Source organism: Brevibacterium metallidurans (assembly GCF_037101285.1).
Lineage (GTDB): Bacteria > Actinomycetota > Actinomycetes > Actinomycetales > Brevibacteriaceae > Brevibacterium > Brevibacterium metallidurans.
Genome location: NZ_BAAAAF010000001.1, coordinates 13,515 through 31,466, shown reverse-complemented (window position 1 = coordinate 31,466; position 17,952 = coordinate 13,515). Strand labels below are relative to the sequence as shown.

Genomic DNA, 17,952 nt, shown 5'->3' with positions numbered 1-17,952 from the left:
CACCTCGGCGAGGACAACAACCCCTGTCGTCAGGCTACACCTGCGAAACCCACGCCGAAATTTTATTGGACACATCTGTCCAATATATTCTAAGCTCGCAGCATGGGCAGACGGAAGACGTTCGATGAACAGGCGGTGATCGACTCGGCGATCGCCGTATTCAGCGAGCACGGGTACGCCGGAACTGATGTCGGCCTCGTCTGCGAGCGGGCGAACATCGGCCGCTCGAGCTTCTACAACACCTTCGACAGCCTCGACGCAGTCTTCCTCCGCGCCCTGCGCGACTACACCGCCACCGGCATCCCGGCGCGCGAGCACCTCCTCACCAGCGACCTGCCGGCACCGGCGCTGCTCTTCGAGCGCCTCGGTGGGGAGCTCGCGCAGCAGTGCGCAAACGAGAAGCGAATCGGATGCCTCTCGGCGAACACGGCCGCCGAGCTCGGCCGCGAGGTCGACGCCGTCTGCACGATCCTCGACCCCGACCGGGCCGCATGGCTCGAGACCTACCAGACCCTCATCACTCGAGGTCAGGCCGATGGCCACATCCGCGACGACCTCGACCCCAAGTCGTCGGGCGAACTCGTCCAGAGTGTCCTCGCCGGACTCCGCGTCTCCGCTCGCGTCATGCCCGCCGAGGACGTCGACGCCCAAGCCCGCACCTTCGTCGCCGCGCTGTGCACCCCAGCCGGTGCCGAAACGTTCTGACCCGGCGGGACCACCACAGCACCCGCCGGCCGCCTCCGTTCACACTTCCACTGTGCTGCCTGCCTCCACGGCCGACGCGCGCACACCCGCACCACCCACACGAGGAGAGATCTGCTCATGACGTCACCGCCCACCGGCACGACCGCCTCGGCGACCGAGGATCCATCGGCACGACCCCGCGTCCCCGCGCAGGTCTACCTGCTCGCCGCCGTGATCTTCTGCCTCGGCACCTCGGAGTTCATGATCGCCGGCCTCCTCGAACCGATCAGCGCCGACCTCGGCGTCTCGATCCCCGAAGCGGGACTGCTCATCACGGGATTCGCCGTGGGCATGATCGTCGGAGCACCAGCGATGGCGCTGCTCACGCTCAGACTGCCGCGCCGGGCGACGATGATCATCACGGTCATTGCGTTCTCAGCGCTCCACATCCTCGGCGCCCTCGCCCCGAACTACCCGATCCTCATGCTCAGCCGCGTCCTCTCCGCGGTCGCGTGCGGCGGGTTCTGGGCGGTCGCGGCCGTGCACACGACCCGCATCGCCCGGCCCGAGGTCCACGGTCGAGCGCTGGCCAGCCTCGTCGGCGGGCTCACCGTCGCCAACCTCGTCGGCGTGCCCCTGGGCACGTGGATCGGCACGGAGTTCGGCTGGCGGGCGACGTTCTGGGCGATCGCCGGGGTCACTGCCCTGGCCGCCGTCCTCATCGCCGTCGTCACCCGGCCTGAGGTCGATCGGGACACTTTCGCCGAGGCGGCCGACCGTTCCCCCGTCCACCTCCCGACCCTCGTGCGGGCCGAGCTCGCCGCGTTCCGGGGTCCGCGGATCTGGCTGGCGCTGACCACCACGGCTCTGTTCCAGTCATCGGTGTTCGCGGCGTTCTCGTATTTCTCGCCCCTGCTCACACGGGTCGCGGGGGTCTCGCCCGACTTCGTGCCCGCTGTGCTCGCAGCGTTCGGCGTGGGCGCCTTCATCGGGGTCGTCGTGGGCGGTCGGCTGGCCGATCGAAGCGTCTTCGGCAACATCGTCGGCAGCCTGACGGCACTGGCGGTGAGTCTCCTGGCCCTATGGTTCGTCGCCGGCGTCGGTTGGGCTGCGATCGTCGTCATCGTGCTCATCGGCGCGAGCGGCTTCTCGATCGCCGGTGCCCTCAACGCCCGGGTGTTCCAGATTGCCACCGAGGCGCCCACCCTGGCCGCAAGCGTCAACACGTCCGCGTTCAACGTCGGCAATGCACTCGGCCCGGCCGCCGGCGCCGCCGTCATCGCGCTCGGCTGGGGATTCCGCGCGCCGGTCGTCGTCGCAGTCCTCCTTGCCGTCGCCGCTCTCCTTGTCGCGGCCGTCGCCATCAGGGTCGAGCGGGCGTGGAAGCGAGACACCGAGGAGCGCCGGCTCACCGCGTGCGAGGTGAACTGACAGGCGGTGGCGGCTACATGGCGAGGCGGCTGACGGGTGGTGTCGTCTGAAGGCAGACCGCTACCTGATTCGTCGTCGACCCCCGACGACATACATCCGTCGGTCGCTCGTCCCGTGTCAGTGGGGAGTCTCGTGTCAGTGGCGAGTGCCATCATTGAAGGACAAACATCGGAGCGGGAACCGGAAGGGGCGAAAGAGTTTCGAGAAACTTTCGAAAAGTGTATTGACTGAGACAGTTCTATTCTTCTACTATTGATGTACTAGTTCATTCCATTCGACCGTTGCACCATTCTTCCCCGACAGTGTTGTCAGAGGCAGGTGAAACACAATGCGAGGCACTTCTGCTCCTCGGAGCAGAGATGACGGTTCCGGAGCCGAAGGCGACCCTCTCGGCGCTTCGACCACGCAGCCCTGCGCGCAGGAGCCGAAGCAGAAGTCGAATCTGCCCGAGCCGCCTGCCTCGTCGCGGTACACCCTGCGGGTCGGATCGAGCCTCACCGACCTCGGGCACGCAGCCTCTGCCGTAGACCAGGCCCACCTGAGGGTCTGCGAACTCACCGCAGGCATCGTCCTCGCGGAGGTCATCAACGACCTCGGCTTCGCCTATCCCGAAGACGGCTCTCCCTACAGGTTCGCCACGATCTCCGAATCGGTCCGCCGCTGTGTCGGCGAAGCAGGCCGGCGCTGCGCAGAGAATGCGGTTGCGCAGAATACGGGTACACAGGTCGCGCAGCCACTGACAACGAACACACAGACCACGGTCGCGCAGAACACGACCGGACCGACCACGGATACGACGACGGGCTCGGCCGCAGACGCCTCCACCGGCGCCGCATCTGAACCCGGATCCGCGTCCGAACTAGCATCCGCATCCGAGTGCGACGATCTCCCCGAGTTCCCCGCCTTCTCCCTCGACACGAACTTCTCCGCCTGGATCCACGAGCGGGTGCACAGCGAGCACATTCCCGGGGTCTCGGCGATCCTCGGGACCTCGTCGACGCGCTCCTATCGGCATCTCACGCAGGCGATGACCATCATCCACGGTCTGCCGCGCTTCGCGGCCCGTGTCCGTGCCGGAGAATTCACCCAGGCCCACGTCCTCACCGTCGCCGACCTCTGCCAGACCGTCGCCTTCCGCCACCTCCCCCGCCTCGACCTCCATCTCGCGACCCGCCGCAGCACAGTGACCAGCGATACCCTGCGGACCGCGCTCCGCAAGTTCATCCAAGTGCTGCAGAAGCCCGAGGACCGCGCCGAGATCGCCTCTCAGCGACGCCGCGTCGACGTCGAAACCTTCGGAAACGGAACCGCGTGCCTCTCCGTGTTCGCCCCTGCCGACGAGATCCACGCCTGCTTTGCCCGGGTTCAGGCGATGGCTCGCGCCATCCATGCCGGACAGTCGAACACCTTCAATCTCCCGGCCGGTGTCGAGATCATCGACGAACGCACCATCAGCGCGCTCATGTGCGACATGTTCCTTCGCCCACAGCCCAAGCTGAGCATCCGGGTACGGGAGATCGACCCCGTCACCGGCATCCAGAGTCAGCGCGAAGCCCCTCTGCTCGACGAGAACGGCGACCTGAGGTTCCACGAGGATGCCAGCAGTGTGTCCGGACTCATCGATCTCCTCGACCCGAGTCCTGCTGGTGTCCCCGTCCCGAACGCAACTGGTCGCGGCGACCTGAACGCAGCTCGTCTCCCCGACCAGCGTCCGAGCCATCTCTCCGACCCGAATTCGGCCGCTCGCCTCGACCGCACTCCAGCCGTGTCCGGGTCCGATCCTCTGTCGGTCCCAAGCTCAGATTCTCACTCCGCCACAGAACCCCAACGCACCCCCGTACCGGGATCGACGGCGAACACCCAGGTCAGCGGACCACCCTCGTCAGGTGAGGCGTTCTTCTCCGGCGCACGGCCCCAGCCGATCCCGATCGAGTACTCGGTCATGGCCGAGATGCCGACCACTCCCGAATGGATGAGGAACCAGGCGGCGGTGATCACGACCGTCCCGCTCATCTCGCTGACCGGCGACTCGGACCTGCCCGGAGTCCTTCCCGATGGATCGCCCATCCCCGCCGAGGTGGCCCGCCGGATCGCTTCCGGGTCGCCCTCGCTGACCCGGATCCTCACCGATCCGGCCACGGGAACTCCGATCGATGCCCAGGCGACGACCTACCCGATTCCCAAACCCGTCCGCAAGACGCTGATCGCCCAATGGGCCACCTGCTCGGTGCCCGGCTGTCGGCGACCAGCGGAGAAGTCCGAGATCGACCATGTCGATCCGTTCTTCCACGCGGATCCTCCCTCCGGCGGACTCACGCGATTCGGCAATCTCCACCCGCTGTGCAAGAAGTGCCACTCACTCAAGACGGCGCGGCATTATGCGGTGCGCATGGACGACACCGGGACGGCGACGAGCGCGGTGGAGTACGAATTCCCTCACGGTCTGATGACCACCGTCACCGCTCCGGATCAGCCCATCGACGTCGAACAGGCTCTCGAACTCTATGATCTCCTGGGAATGAAGCCGTGTCGGTGGGAGAACCCTGACCACGCAGTTCCCGTCGACTGGTCGATCGTCGAGGTCTCTCCCACAGAGGAACTCGCCCACGAACACGCCGAACAGAGGAGACGCGAAGCCGAAACCGCGGCTCGCAGACAGCGCCTGGCCGAGATGAGCGAACGGTCAAAGGAAGCGAGGAACCGGCGCCGCCTCGAGCAGCTGCTCGATTGGGAGCACGCGGACTTCCCCGGCGCCCTCCCACCAGGAGCCGGCACCAGCGCGCAGAGGGCTCTGCCGTGCGGGACTCGGGATCCTCTTGCACCACTGTGCGAAGACCCGGATTCCACGGACTCACCGACGTGGATCGCACCGACGATCCTGGCCGAGACCGAGCCGCCACCCTGCTTCGAACGGTCCCGCATCGCTCCGCGACAGCTGCAGATCAGGCATTCGCTGCGCGACCGGCTGACTCTGCGCATGCGGCGAGCGCTCGAAGTCAGGCGCACGACCGACGTGAGAAAAGCGTTCCGCGACTACTGGGAACACGACCTCGTCGATGATCCCCCGCCGTTCTGATCGGCTCCCCTCACCGCAGGAACCCTCCGATCGGACACGCGTGCACCGGCCGTGCCACTGCGGCGATGGCCGTGCCACTGGGGCGATGGCCGCGACCCGTACAGTCAGTTGGCCAGTACAGTCAGTCGACCCGATCAGTCCGTCGGCATCGTTCGGCCGGCGCCCATGCCGTCAGTCGGCATCGACGGCGAGCGCCTCCGGCGAGGGCTCCCACAGTTCGATCCGATTGCCCTCGGGATCGGTCACCCACCCGAAACGGCCGATGCCCTCCATCTCCTGGATCTCGTCGTCGACGTCCGCCTCGGCGGCCTGGAGCTGTTCGAGCATCGCGTCGAGGTCGTCGACCCGGAAGTTGAGCATCGTCTGCTGCTGTCCGAAGCCTCCGTCGCGCGAGCCGAAGTAGTCGGTCTTCGCCTCGAAGGCCGCGACGACGGTCGGTCCCTCGGCCTGCCGCCACACGCCGTCGGTCGTGTCGATGCCGAGCATGTCCTGATACCACGCCGAGAGCGCCTCGGGATCGTCCGAGCGCAGGAAGTATCCGCCGATTCCGTTCACTCTCTCCATGCCGCCCACCCTATGCCGCGCATCGCCCGAGCGGAACCCGCCGTGACAATCGCCCCCGCAGAACCCTTCGTCGCCCGCCCAAACCCTTCGTCGCCCGCCCAAACCCTCCGTCGCCCGCCCGAACCCTTCGTCACCCCCGCGGAACCTCGCCACCGCCGACTCCACGTCCGCGCCCACACCGCGATTCCACCTCGGCGATGTGGAATTCCGGAACGCCCTGCAGTGTTCCCGGAGATGGGTGTTCGTTTCCCGCGGGAGCCCCCACTCAGCGGTGTCCGGCTCTTCCACGCGGCACCCGGCACGCGGCACCCGGCACCATCGACATCGTGTGCGTCACCGCCCGCGCCCCAACAGCGAAAGGACGATCCATGAGCAGATTCGCCGTCACCAACGCCAACACCGGTGAGCTTGAGGAGGAGTTCCCCTCGGTCCCCGTCGAGGAGATCCCCGGCTACATCGACCGCGGTCTCACGGCCTTCGAGACGTGGAAGGACACCCCGCTCATCGAACGCTCGGCGATCCTGCGCCGCTTCGCCGACCTCGTCGATGCCAACGCCGATGAGATGACCGACATCATCGGCCGTGAGATGGGCAAACCGAAGCAGCAGGGCCTCGCCGAGGTGGACAAGGTCGCCCGCACCGCCCGCTGGTTCGCCGACCACGCCCACACCTACCTCAACCCGACCGAGCTGCCTGCCGCAGGCGCCGCCCGCAGCTACGTCCGCCACGACCCGCTCGGGGTGCTGCTGGGCATCATGCCGTGGAACTTCCCGTACAACCAGATCGCCCGCTTCGTCATCCCCAACCTCGTCGTCGGCAATGCGATCATCATGAAGCAGGCCTCGATCTGTCCGAAGTCGTCCCAGTACTTCGCCGACCTCCTCCTCGAAGCGGGCCTGCCTGAGGGCGTGTACCAGAACATCTACCTCGACAGCTCCCACGCCGAGGAGGTGCTCAAGGATCCGCGGGTCAAGGGCTTCTCGCTCACCGGGTCCGAAGGCGCAGGCGCCTCCGTCGCCGGGATCGCCGCGAAGTACCTCAAGCGCTCGGTCCTCGAACTCGGCGGCAACGACCCCCTCGTCGTCCTCGACTCGACCGATGTGCCGGCACTGGCGAAGAAGGTCGTCGGCATCCGCCTGACGAACGCCGGTCAGGTATGCACCTCACCCAAGCGCTTCATCGTCGTCGACGAGCTCTACGACGAATTCCTCGCCGAAGCGAAGAAGGCCGTCGAGGCGACGAAGGTCTCGACATTCGACGACCCCGAGGTCGGCATGGGACCGCTGTCCTCGGAGAGCGCTCGCGACGAGATCGTCGAGAGGATCGCCAAGGCCGTCGAGAACGGCGCGACCCTCCACACGGGCGGTGAGAAGCTCGACCGACCCGGCTGGTTCATGTCCCCGGCGCTGCTCACCGACATCGACCCGGATTCCGACCTCGGCTGCAACGAACTGTTCGGGCCCGCCGTGATGATCTACCGCGCGAAGGACGAAGAGGACGCCCTGCGGCTGGCCAACCACTCCGACTACGGTCTGATGAGCTCCGTGTGGACCGACGACCTGGCCAAGGGCGAACGGTTCGCCGCCCGGATCAACGCCGGCATGAGCTTCGTCAACTCCCACATGGAGTCCGGTCCGGAATACCCCTTCGGCGGCATCAACCGCTCGGGCTACGGACGTGAGAACGCTCAATGGGCGCTGCGGGCGTTCACGAACGAACACCTCATCCGCATCCACGCCTGAGACCCGGACGGCGCGGGGACGAGCATCCGCCTCACTCCCGCGCCGTCTGCAGGGTTCGAACCTCCTCGGTGACCGGTGCACCGTCGCAGTCGAGACCGGCGGCGATGAGCTCCTGATAGTGGCCGATCTTCGACTCCAGCGCCGTCGACGCTCGCTCGATCTCGGCACGCTTCTCCGCGAGTCGCTCGCGGGCCCGTTCGAGCAGGGCGACACGGCGACCATGACTTGCCGCTCCCTCACCGAGGAGTGCGACGAACTCCTTCATCATCTCCGTCGTCATCCCGGTGTCGCGCAGCGCCGCCAACATGAGCACGAGCTCGCGCTCTCGCTCGCTGTAGCGCCGGTGCCCTGACGCACTCCTCCCGACTCGGGGCAGGATTCCCTCACGCTCGTACCATCGCAGCGTGTCCTGGCTCAGACCCGTGAGTTCGGCGACGTCCGCGATGCTCGACGACTGTGTCTCTCTCATGTCCGTGAGACTAAACCCTGGAGTGGACTCCAGGTCAAGACCCGAGTCCGTCCTTGACCTGGAGTCCACTCCATTTCCTAGCCTCAGGTCAACGGCACTGAGCTGCAGGATCGGCCTGCGACCGTGCCCCGATCTGAGGAGCTCAATGAAAGCCCTGACCGTCACCGACACCCGCACCGGCCTCATGACCACCGATGTCCCTGTTCCCGAGCCCGGCCCGGACGAAGTCACCGTCGACGTCGAGTTCGCCGGGATCGGCATGATCGACGCCCTGTGGTCGTTCGGGAGGATGCCCTCGACTCCCGGATTCGTCCCCGGACTCGAACTCGTGGGAACCGTCCGCGACACCGGATCCGAGGTCGCACACCTCTCCCCAGGTCAGAGGGTCGCCGCGATCCCGTTGGGTGGCGCCTTCGCCGAGGTGGCTGTCGCCTCCGCGAGTCTGGTCACCGCTCTCCCCGACGACCTCGACCCCGTTCTCGCTTCGGTTGTGCCCATCAACACCGTCACCGCCCATCTCGCGCTGACCACAGTTGCCCGCTTCTCACCAAGGGAGACAGTCCTCGTCCACGCCGGCGTCGGCGGATTGGGGTCGCAGTTCGCCGAGGTGGCCCGCACCCTCGGGGCCGGACGCATCGCTGCCGTCGTCGGCACTCCTGAGAAAGCAGATCTGGCTCGAACGCTCGGCTACGCCGATGTGTGGCTGCGGACCGCGCTGCGGGAGATCCCGCAAGACGCCTTCGATCTGGTCATCGATCCCGTCGGCGGTGCCGCAGCAGAGACCGCGTTCTCCCTGCTCAGATCCGGCGGGCGCCTCATCCGTGTCGGCAACGCCTCGCAGGCTGACGATGTCCGTCTGAGTTCGATGACCCACTGGCTTGAGAACAAGACCACCGCCGGTTTCAACGTCGGCGCATGGCTCGGCGCGAATCCCGATGCCGGAACCCGCTCGCTGCGGTGGGCGCTCGACGCAGTGGCGCAGGGAGCTGTCACGGTGTCACTCACCGAGGTCGTCACACCAGAGGGAATCAACGCGGCGCTCTCATCGCTCCTGCGCGGGGAGACGACGGGCAAGCTCTCGGTCGACATGAGGGATCTCTCCTCCTGAGTGAGTCCTCGCTGCGGTGTCGCCGACACAACTGCGGTGTCCCCGACACAGCCGGCGGCGCAGACACTTGCATTTTCAACAATCTGAATTGCCGTCAAACGGTAGACACCTCACCTCGGCGGTGACACACTGAACACCCATCCACAGGGGCCCGACCCATTGCTCCACAGGGGTTCGCCCCACTGTCGAGAAAGGTCAGCACATGTCAGAGAACACGAACGAATCCGGTTCGGTCACCGCATCCGAAGCGGCCCGCATCATGGCGGATCCGAACGCCACCGAGGAGGAGCGCTCGGTCGCCGCGAGTGTCCTCCGCCAGTCCGACGGCCGCGGTGGGGAGACCAGCGCCTGGGTCGCCTCGGAAGCCGGGGACCTCACCCGCGACGGGGAGACCGAAGACGTCCGCTCCGTGGCCGCGAGCGATCTCTCACAGGCCGACAAGGAACGCGACGAGAACTCCTGAGTCACCCTCGAGCCGACACTGCAGCTCAGCCGACACCACACCTCCGGCCGACAGCGAATCCCTCGCTGTCGGCCGGAGCCGTCTGCCCCCTGCACCACCGCAGCCGGCGACAGGACCTGCAGTTACGATGAAGGCCAGCGCCGTCGAACCGGAGGACCTATGAACGCCGACCGACTCGACACCGACGTCGTCGGCGGGCACATCGCCGTCCGCGGTGCCCGCGAGCACAACCTCCGCGCCGTCGACGTCGACATCCCCCGCGACACCGTCGTCGCCTTCACCGGGATCTCCGGGTCGGGGAAGTCCTCACTCGCCTTCGGCACGATCTACACCCAGTCCCGGCAGCGCTACCTCGAATCCGTCGCCCCCTACGCCCGGCGCCTCATCGACCAGGGGTCGGCACCCCACGTCCGCATCATCACCGGCCTGCCGCCCGCGGTCGCCCTCCAACAGCAGCAGTCGGGCAGCACCCGCTCGACCGTCGGCACCGTCTCCCGGGTCTCGAACGTCCTGCGCATGCTCTACTCCCGGTCGGGCACCTACCCCGAGGGGTACCGGCCCGCCGATCTCGCCGGCACCTTCCCCCGCGACGCCGCCCCACTCGATTCCGACAGCTTCTCACCCAACACCGCCGTCGGAGCCTGCCGGACCTGTTCGGGAATGGGCCGACTCCTCCAGGTCGACGAAGACCGCCTCGTCGGTGACCCGCACCTGAGCATCGACGACGGTGCGATCGTCGCGTGGCCGGGCGCCTTCGGCGGGAAGAACAACCGCCGGGTGCTGCGCGACCTCGGCATCGACATCGACGTCCCCTTCGACTCCCTCCCCGAATCCACCCGGCAGTGGGTGCTCACCACCGATGAGCAGCCGACGATCGTCGTCGCCGAAGGCTACAAGGGCACCTACATGAGCCCGAAACGCTGGGTCGAGCACACCTTCGCCGACTCCCAGTCAGCGCGGATGCGCGCGACCGCCGCCTCCTTCATGACCGACAGGCTCTGCCCCACCTGCCACGGCAAACGTCTCAATCCCGAGGCCCTGGCCGTGACGATCGCCGGCATCGACATCGCCGAGGCGGCCCGTCTGCCGCTGACCGGCCTCGTCGCGTTCCTCGCCAGCGCCCGCACCCATCCGGCCACCGGTGAGCTCTCCGTCGAGCGCAACCAGGCCGCGCAGGCCCTCATCGACGTCCTCGTCGACCAGCTCGGCACGCTCATCGACCTCGGCCTCGGCTATCTCGAGGTCGCCCGGCCCACATCGACGCTCTCGAGCGGCGAGCTCAAACGCCTGCACCTGGCCACCCAGCTGCGCAGCGGGCTCTTCGGGGTCCTCTACGTCCTCGACGAACCCTCCGCCGGTCTCCATCCCGCCGATCTCGAACTCCTCCTCGGTGCCCTGCGTCGACTCCAGGACGACGGCAACACGGTCTTCGTCGTCGAGCACAGCGCCCCCGTCATCCGCGCCGCCGACTGGATCGTCGACCTCGGCCCCGGCGCGGGCCGCTACGGTGGGCGGATCCTCTACAACGGACCCGCCGACGGTCTGGGTGAGGTCGCCGAATCCGTCACCGCGACCTACCTCGGTCCGGTGCCGCCCCTGCCGCCGGGACCAGGGGAGCCCCGCCGCCTCGATGAGCGGATCGGACTCCACGACATCTCCGGCCACAACCTCTCCGGCGTCGACATCGAGCTCCCCCTCCATGCGTTCACCGCGATCACCGGGGTCTCGGGGTCGGGCAAGACCTCCGTCCTCACCGCCCTCGCCGAGGCCGTCCGCACCTCTCTCAACCACGCCGAGGTGGTCGCCGACGAGGAGCGGAATCCGCAGTCGGTCGAGATCGCCGAGGAGATCTCCCAGGGCGTACCGGTCTGGGATCTCGGCAACGACACCCTCGTGACCGCCTCGACGACGGGCCTGAAGGCGATCGACCGTGTCATCGTCGTCGATCAGAAGCCCATCGGGCGCACCTCGCGGTCGACGCTGGCGACCTACACCGGCCTCTTCGACACGGTCCGCCGGCTCTACGCCGCCCAGCCCGGTGCGAAGGAACGGCGCTTCGGCGTCGGACGCTTCTCCTTCAACCAGCCCGAGGGCCGGTGCCCCACGTGCCTCGGCGACGGCGTGGTGAGCATCGAACTGCTCTTCATGCCCACGGAGACCGCGCCGTGCCCCGTGTGCCACGGCAAGCGCTACAACCCGGAGACCCTCGAAGTCACCTACCGGGAGAAGACGATCGCCGACGTGCTCGCGATGACCGTCGACGATGCCGCGGAGTTCCTCGCCGATGTGCCCACGGCCGCGAAGATCCTCACGCTGCTGACGAACATCGGCCTCGGCTATGTCAGTCTCGGCCAGAGCGCCCCCACTCTCTCCGGCGGGGAGGCGCAGCGGATCAAACTCGTCTCCGAACTCCACCGCTCAGCACGCGGCCACAGCCTCTACATCCTCGACGAACCGACCACGGGCCTCCACCCGTCCGACATCGACATGCTCATCGGTCAGCTCCAGCTCCTCGTCGAGGCGGGCAACACCGTCGTCATCGCGGACCACGATCTGCGGACCCTGAGCATCGTCGACTGGATCATCGACATGGGCCCGGGTGCCGGGGACGACGGCGGCCAGGTGGTGGCGACAGGCACGCCGACCGATCTGCGGTCGCGGTCGCACAGCCTCACGGGAGTCCACCTCGCGGAGACCTTCGCCCGCCGAGGCGGCAGCTGAGTCCTCAGGCCACCGGCGCGTCGGCGTAGAGTGCGGTGACCAGCGGCGCGAGCTCCGGGATCTCGCGCGCTTCGGCGAGGGCCTCCTCGAGCACACGATCATGCGTGGGCCGAGCCGCCTCGAGCAGCTTCTCCCCGGCCGCGGTGAGCTCGGTGTAGATGCCGCGCCGGTCGTCGGCGCAGAGGATCCGCGTGAGCAGCCCGCGGTCTTCGAGACGAGTGACGAGTCGTGTCGTCGCACTCGAGGACAGTGCGGCCGCCCGAGCGAGCTGACGCATCCGCATATGCCAGCCGTCCTGCCTGCTCAGGGCGTCGAGGACGGTGAATTCGACGACCGAGAGACCGTGCTCACGAGCCAGGCTGCGTTCGAGTTCGGTGTCGATGAGGCCGTGCAGGGCCGCGAGTGTGCGCCAGCCTCGGGCTCGGATCTCGACCGCGTCGTCCCTGATTCCCACGTGTTCCTCCTCGGTGATCGTCTTCGACCATGATACACCACTTGCGCGGATAGACCGCGTGTGCAATCATCTATATCGATGCGTCTGCAACTACTACGTACGCCGCTTATTTCGGACGCACCCATAATACGGCCCGCACAGCGCCCCGTCCCAGGGCTGCCCGCGGGCATCACACGCACACATCGAAAAGGATCCTCCATGCCTCTTGCACTGCTTGCCCTCGCCATCGGCGGGTTCGGCATCGGACTCACGGAGTTCGTCATCATGGGCCTGCTGCCCGAGGTGGCCGCCGACTTCGCCGTCACCGAAACCGTCGCCGGCTACCTCATCTCCGGCTACGCCCTGGCCGTCGCCCTCGGCGCCATCCTCATCACGGTCGCCCTCACGCGGGTCGATCGGAAGACGGCGCTCATCGGGCTCATGGTCCTCTTCATCCTCGGCAATGCGCTCTCAGCGCTGGCACCGAGCTACGAGATGATGATGATCGGCCGGATCGTCGCGGCTCTGTGCCATGGTGCGTTCTTCGGCATCGGCTCCGTCGTCGCCGCGAGCCTCGTCGCCCCGAACCGTCAGGCCGCCGCCATCGCCATGATGTTCGCGGGCCTGACCAGCGCCAACGTCCTCGGCGTTCCCCTCGGCACGTTCCTCGGCCAGGCCGCGGGCTGGCGCTCGACCTTCTGGGCTATCGCCGCCATCGGCGTTGTCGCCCTCATCGGCATCATCGCCCTCATCCCGAAGGACACTGCGCGGGCGCATTCGACCGGCAGCATCCTCGGCGAGTTCCGGATCTTCCGTTCACCCCAGGTGTGGGCCTCGATCCTCATCACGATCCTCGGCTACGGCGGAATGTTCGGCGCGTTCACCTACATGGCGTTCACGCTCACCGGCGTCTCCGGCTTCGCCGCCTCCACCGTGCCGTGGCTGCTCGTCCTCTTCGGTGTCGGCCTCTTCGTCGGCAACTTCCTCGGCGGAAAGGCCGCCGACCGGAACCTGGGGACGACCCTGCTCGTGCTGCTCATCGGCCTCATCGTCATCCTCGCCGTATTCTCGCAGGTGGCAGGCTCACAGATCGCGACGATCCTCGCACTCGTCCTCATGGGCGGCTTCGGCTTCGCGACCGTGCCCGCACTCCAGATGCGCATCATGGGTCATTCCCAGCACGCACAGACGCTCGGTTCGGGAGCGAACATCGCGGCCTTCAACGTCGGCAACGCGTTCGGTGCGTGGATCGGAGGCCTGACGATCGCGGCCGGTTTCGGCTACGCGTCACCGCTGTGGGCCGGTGCCCTCGTCACTCTCGCCGGCCTCGTCGTCTTCCTCATCGCCGGTCTCTCCCGTGGCGGGGAGCTGCGTCGTCCGGCGGCAGTGCCGTCGCAACCCGCCGAGGCGGTCGTCTGATCAGGCTTCCACCCGGATCGCGTGGGCAGCGGCGAGAGCGAGTTCGAAGGCCTCCCCGCCGACGTTGACTCCGATCGCCGAGGCGGCCGGGTTGACGCTCGTCACCTGCAGTCGGGTGCCGAGGACGATCCCCCGGTCCGTGAGGTACCGGAGCAGCTCCGGGGAACGGTCGGAGACGCGGACGACGACGGCATCGGCACCGGGAGTCACCTCGGCGAGCGACCGATTGGGGCGGGCGTCGGTGCGGCCCTCGGTGTCAGGGATGGGGTCGCCGTGCGGATCGAGGGTCGGACCGCCGAGGACCGCATCCATGCGGGCGAGCACGAGGTCGGAGACGGTGTGCTCGAGCCGATCCGCCTCACTGTGGACCTGATCCCAGGTCAGACCGAGCTTCTCGACGAGGTAGGTCTCGACGATGCGATGGCGCCGCACGATCTCGATGGCGATCTCCTGACCGCGCGGGGTCAGGGCGATTCGCCCGTAGGGCTCGTAGTCGATGTAGCCGTCGCGCGCGAGCCTGCCGAGGTTCGCCGAAACGGTCGAGGCCGTCACACCCAGCTGATCGGCGAGGTCGGTCGTCGTGGGCCGACCTCCCGGCCATTCGTAGGCCTTCCAGATCAGGGTGACGTAGTCCTCGACCATGCGGGTGACGGATGGACGTGGCATCGTCGTCATTGTACGCGCGTCGCCCCCGGCATGACCGCCTCGGCGACAAGGAGTGACCATGTGGTGACTGTCTCGGACGGATGCAGCGGACATGCGACCCCCTGATGGTTCAGGCTCAGGGGAGCAGGTCGGCGGATCGTCCGACGCAGCTCGGCCCGATTCGAGGGGCATCGGGCCGGTGCTCCTCCCCTAAGGATTCCAGAATGCGCCGGGGGCTCGCGATGTGTCTACGCACAACTGAGATTCAGACGCATCCAACAATTGCGGCGCTCCGGGACCGCTTCCGAGGACCGACGCGGACGGTGCGGCCGAGTTCAGACCGTGTCGCCGGCCTCAGACCGTGTCGCCGACGCGGGGTGCGTCGGTCATCTCCACCTGGTCCTCGGGCTTGCGGATGAAGAACGCGAGGACGACGGGCACGAGCGCGATGATCGAAGCGAGCAGGAACGCATTGTGCGCCCCCGGGGCTCCCGCCTCGGCGACGCTGAGTCCGCGTGCCTGTCCCGAATGCAGGGCCGAGGAGTAGATCGAGATGAGCAGCGCGGTTCCCGCGGCACCGGCAACCTGCTGGAGGGTGTTGAGTGCGGCCGAACCGTGTGAGTAGAGGTGACGGTCGAGGGAGCCGAGCGAGGCGGAGAACAGCGGAGTGAACGAGCCCGCCAGGCCGAGCGACATCCCGATCTGGATGATGATGAGCACCCAGATCGGCGTGCCGATTCCGACGTTCGAGTACGCGAACATCGCCGAGGCGATGAGGATCGTGCCGGGGATGAGCAGTGTTCGCGGGCCTTTGGCGTCATAGATCCGACCCATCACCGGCCCGAGCAGGCCCATGAGGACCGAACCGGGCAGGAGGACGAGACCCGACTGCGTCGCGTTGAGACCGACCACGGACTGCAGGTAGAGCGGCAGGAGGGAGAACGTGCCGAACATCGACAGTGCAACGACGGCCATGATGATGACTGACAGCAGATAGTTCCGGGAACTGAACACGCGCAGGTCGAGCAGCGCCCGATCGGTCCGGATGAGCACGAGCTGACGCCACACGAAGAGCCCGAGGAAGACGAGGCCGCCGGCGATCGCCCCCCAGGCCAGTCCCGCACCCGCACCGCCGGCAGCGCCTTCGCCGCCGAACTGGCTGAGGCCGAAGACGATGCTGCCGAAGGCGAATGCCGAGAGGATGATCGAGACGACGTCGATCGGGGCGCGAGTGGTCTCGCCGAGGTTGGTCATCCACTTCGCACCGAAGCCGAGGGCGATGAGGCCGATGGGCAGGACGATGCCGAAGAGCCAGCGCCAGCCGAGGGAGTCGAGCACGATGCCCGACATCGTCGGTCCGATCGCCGGAGCCAGAGAGATGACAAGGCCGACCCGACCCATCATCCGTCCCCGCGAGTGCGGGGGGACGACGTTCATCATCGTCGTCATGAGCAGCGGCATCATGATGCCCGTGCCGCCGGCCTGGACGACACGGCCGACGAGGAGCATCCCGAACCCGGGAGCGAGCAGGCAGATGAGCGTGCCGGCGCTGAAGAGGATCATCGCGGTGAGGAAGATCTGCCGGGTCGTGAACCGCTGCAGCAGGAAGCCGGTGGTCGGGATGACGACGGCCATCGTGAGCATGAAGGCGCTCGTCAGCCACTGCCCGAGCTCGGGCGGGATGTGGAGCGAGCGGTTGAGTTCGGGGATCGCGATCGCCATCGTCGTCTCGTTGAGGATCGCGACGAACGCCGCGACGAGGAGCAGCCAGATCACCCGCATGCCGGCGGGATCGATGGTGTCCTCACGCGAGGCGGGTGAGGCAGCGAGGTTCTTGTCGCTCGACAAGGCGGATCTCCGATCGGAAGAAGTGGTCAGTTGCCGCGGACGACGCAGGATTCCACGCAGACACAGCACACAACGGCGTGTGAGTTCGGCTTTATTCCGGCAGCAGAGGAAATTCTCCCATACTTCTCCTTCCCGGCTCCTTGCCGATGGCTCGTCCTCGGCTGCCCGATTCCCCGTCCTCCGCTCCAGGCTCGCACACGGCACGGACACGGAATCTTTCCTCCCTCCTCGGCGTTGGCACGGACATGGCAGACATGGACAGCACACAGGTCGAGTTCGGACTCGACACCTTCGGAGCCCTCACCGAGGACAGCAACGGCGAGCTCATCACCCATGCGCAGACGGTGCGCGACATCGTCGACGACGCCGTCCTCGCCGATTCGGTGGGCCTGGACTTCTTCGGGGTCGGTGAGCATCATCGCCCCGACTTCGCGGTCTCGAGCCCGGAGATGGTGCTCGCGGCGATCGCGGGCCGTACGGAGCGGATCCGCTTGGGCTCGGCGGTCACGGTGCTCAGCTCGGATGACCCGGTGCGGGTCTTCGAGCGCTTCGCGACCCTCGACGCGGTCTCGAACGGACGCGCGGAGATCGTCGCGGGACGCGGATCGTTCATCGAATCGTTCCCGCTCTTCGGCTACGACCTCAGCGACTACGAGGTCCTCTTCGAGGAGAAGCTCGAACTGCTCGCGAAGCTCCTGCGCGAACAGCCCGTGACGTGGCAGGGCACGACGCGTTCGGCGCTGTCGAACCAGCAGGTGTTCCCCTCGACCGAGAAGCCGATGCCTGCGTGGGTGGGTGTCGGCGGCAGCCCCGAATCGGTGGTGCGCACCGCGAAGTACGGGTTCAACCTCTTCCTCGCGATCATCGGCGGCGAGCCCGAGCGGTTCGCCCCCTACATCGACCTGTTCCATCGCGCCCAGGACGAGTACGGCATCGAGCACCGGCCCATCGCCGTCCACTCGCCGGGCCTCGTCGCCGAGACCGACGAACTCGCCCGCGAGATCGTCGAACCCGGTTGGACCGCGATGCGCAGGCGGATGGGTCGCGAACGCGGATGGCCGCCGCCGCAGCCCGGAGACTTCGAGGCCGAGATCGAGACAGGCGCCCTCTACGTCGGTGCCCCGGAGACGGTGGCGGCGAAGATCGCGAAGACCGTCACGGCTCTCGGCATCGACCGCTTCGACCTCAAGTACGACCAGAGTCAGGTCACCCACGAGACGAGGCAGACCTCGATCGGCCTCTACGGTGAGAGAGTCGTCCCGATGGTCCAGGACATGCTCGCCGGCAGCTGATCAGCAGGGGGCGATCGCCCCGGAGCGCGTTCTGCTCGTTGCCGCCCAAAGCGAAAG

Annotated in this window: 14 protein-coding genes; 9 read left to right on the top strand and 5 right to left on the bottom strand. The window is 67.3% G+C overall.

Annotation, left to right across the window (positions count from 1 at the left end):
- Nucleotides 1–102 precede the first annotated feature (102 nt).
- The 3 genes from AACX88_RS00125 to AACX88_RS00115 all read left to right on the top strand — a co-directional run bounded on the left by AACX88_RS00125 (nucleotide 103) and on the right by AACX88_RS00115 (nucleotide 5,191).
- Nucleotides 103–705 (top strand): TetR/AcrR family transcriptional regulator, encoded by a 603-nt coding sequence (locus AACX88_RS00125; protein WP_339391085.1) that lies wholly within the window; start codon nucleotides 103–105, stop codon nucleotides 703–705.
- A gap of 117 nt (nucleotides 706–822) precedes the next feature.
- Complete coding sequence (locus AACX88_RS00120; protein WP_339391084.1) at nucleotides 823–2,115, top strand: Cmx/CmrA family chloramphenicol efflux MFS transporter; 1,293 nt, start codon at nucleotides 823–825, stop codon at nucleotides 2,113–2,115.
- Between the two features lie 328 nt (nucleotides 2,116–2,443).
- Complete coding sequence (locus tag AACX88_RS00115) at nucleotides 2,444–5,191, top strand: HNH endonuclease signature motif containing protein (protein WP_339391083.1); 2,748 nt, start codon at nucleotides 2,444–2,446, stop codon at nucleotides 5,189–5,191.
- A 171-nt stretch (nucleotides 5,192–5,362) separates the two neighbouring features.
- On the opposite strand, the gene AACX88_RS00110 is transcribed toward AACX88_RS00115, so the two are convergent.
- Nucleotides 5,363–5,755, bottom strand: coding sequence for a VOC family protein (locus AACX88_RS00110; protein ID WP_339391082.1), 393 nt, complete (start codon nucleotides 5,753–5,755; stop codon nucleotides 5,363–5,365).
- A 368-nt stretch (nucleotides 5,756–6,123) separates the two neighbouring features.
- Here AACX88_RS00110 and AACX88_RS00105 point away from each other — a divergent pair, with 368 nt between their 5' ends.
- On the top strand, nucleotides 6,124–7,497 hold the full coding sequence (locus AACX88_RS00105; RefSeq protein WP_339391081.1) for an NAD-dependent succinate-semialdehyde dehydrogenase: 1,374 nt from the start codon (nucleotides 6,124–6,126) through the stop codon (nucleotides 7,495–7,497).
- A 31-nt stretch (nucleotides 7,498–7,528) separates the two neighbouring features.
- Here the strand turns inward: AACX88_RS00105 and AACX88_RS00100 are convergent, their stop codons facing one another.
- Nucleotides 7,529–7,966: a MerR family transcriptional regulator gene (locus tag AACX88_RS00100; RefSeq protein WP_339391080.1), complete on the bottom strand. Its 438-nt coding sequence runs from the start codon at nucleotides 7,964–7,966 to the stop codon at nucleotides 7,529–7,531.
- A gap of 145 nt (nucleotides 7,967–8,111) precedes the next feature.
- Between AACX88_RS00100 and AACX88_RS00095 the strand changes: the two genes are divergently transcribed.
- The 3 genes from AACX88_RS00095 to AACX88_RS00085 all read left to right on the top strand — a co-directional run bounded on the left by AACX88_RS00095 (nucleotide 8,112) and on the right by AACX88_RS00085 (nucleotide 12,258).
- Entirely contained in the window at nucleotides 8,112–9,074 is a 963-nt protein-coding gene (locus tag AACX88_RS00095) for a quinone oxidoreductase family protein (protein WP_339391078.1), read from the top strand.
- A 202-nt stretch (nucleotides 9,075–9,276) separates the two neighbouring features.
- On the top strand, nucleotides 9,277–9,537 hold the full coding sequence (locus AACX88_RS00090; protein ID WP_339391077.1) for a hypothetical protein: 261 nt from the start codon (nucleotides 9,277–9,279) through the stop codon (nucleotides 9,535–9,537).
- Between the two features lie 159 nt (nucleotides 9,538–9,696).
- Entirely contained in the window at nucleotides 9,697–12,258 is a 2,562-nt protein-coding gene (locus AACX88_RS00085) for an excinuclease ABC subunit UvrA (RefSeq protein WP_339391076.1), read from the top strand.
- A gap of 4 nt (nucleotides 12,259–12,262) precedes the next feature.
- On the opposite strand, the gene AACX88_RS00080 is transcribed toward AACX88_RS00085, so the two are convergent.
- Entirely contained in the window at nucleotides 12,263–12,712 is a 450-nt protein-coding gene (locus tag AACX88_RS00080; RefSeq protein ID WP_339391075.1) for a MarR family winged helix-turn-helix transcriptional regulator, read from the bottom strand.
- Between the two features lie 198 nt (nucleotides 12,713–12,910).
- Between AACX88_RS00080 and AACX88_RS00075 the strand changes: the two genes are divergently transcribed.
- Nucleotides 12,911–14,110 carry an MFS transporter gene (locus tag AACX88_RS00075; RefSeq protein WP_339391074.1) on the top strand — a complete coding sequence of 400 codons (1,200 nt, stop codon included), beginning with the start codon at nucleotides 12,911–12,913 and terminating at the stop codon, nucleotides 14,108–14,110.
- Here AACX88_RS00075 and AACX88_RS00070 read toward each other — a convergent pair whose 3' ends face one another.
- Complete coding sequence (locus AACX88_RS00070) at nucleotides 14,111–14,776, bottom strand: metal-dependent transcriptional regulator (protein WP_339391073.1); 666 nt, start codon at nucleotides 14,774–14,776, stop codon at nucleotides 14,111–14,113.
- A gap of 333 nt (nucleotides 14,777–15,109) precedes the next feature.
- Nucleotides 15,110–16,537, bottom strand: coding sequence for a DHA2 family efflux MFS transporter permease subunit (locus tag AACX88_RS00065; RefSeq protein ID WP_339391536.1), 1,428 nt, complete (start codon nucleotides 16,535–16,537; stop codon nucleotides 15,110–15,112).
- A 320-nt stretch (nucleotides 16,538–16,857) separates the two neighbouring features.
- On the opposite strand from AACX88_RS00065, the gene AACX88_RS00060 reads away from it, so the two are divergent.
- Nucleotides 16,858–17,895 (top strand): Atu2307/SP_0267 family LLM class monooxygenase, encoded by a 1,038-nt coding sequence (locus AACX88_RS00060; RefSeq protein ID WP_339391072.1) that lies wholly within the window; start codon nucleotides 16,858–16,860, stop codon nucleotides 17,893–17,895.
- Nucleotides 17,896–17,952: the final 57 nt, after the last annotated feature.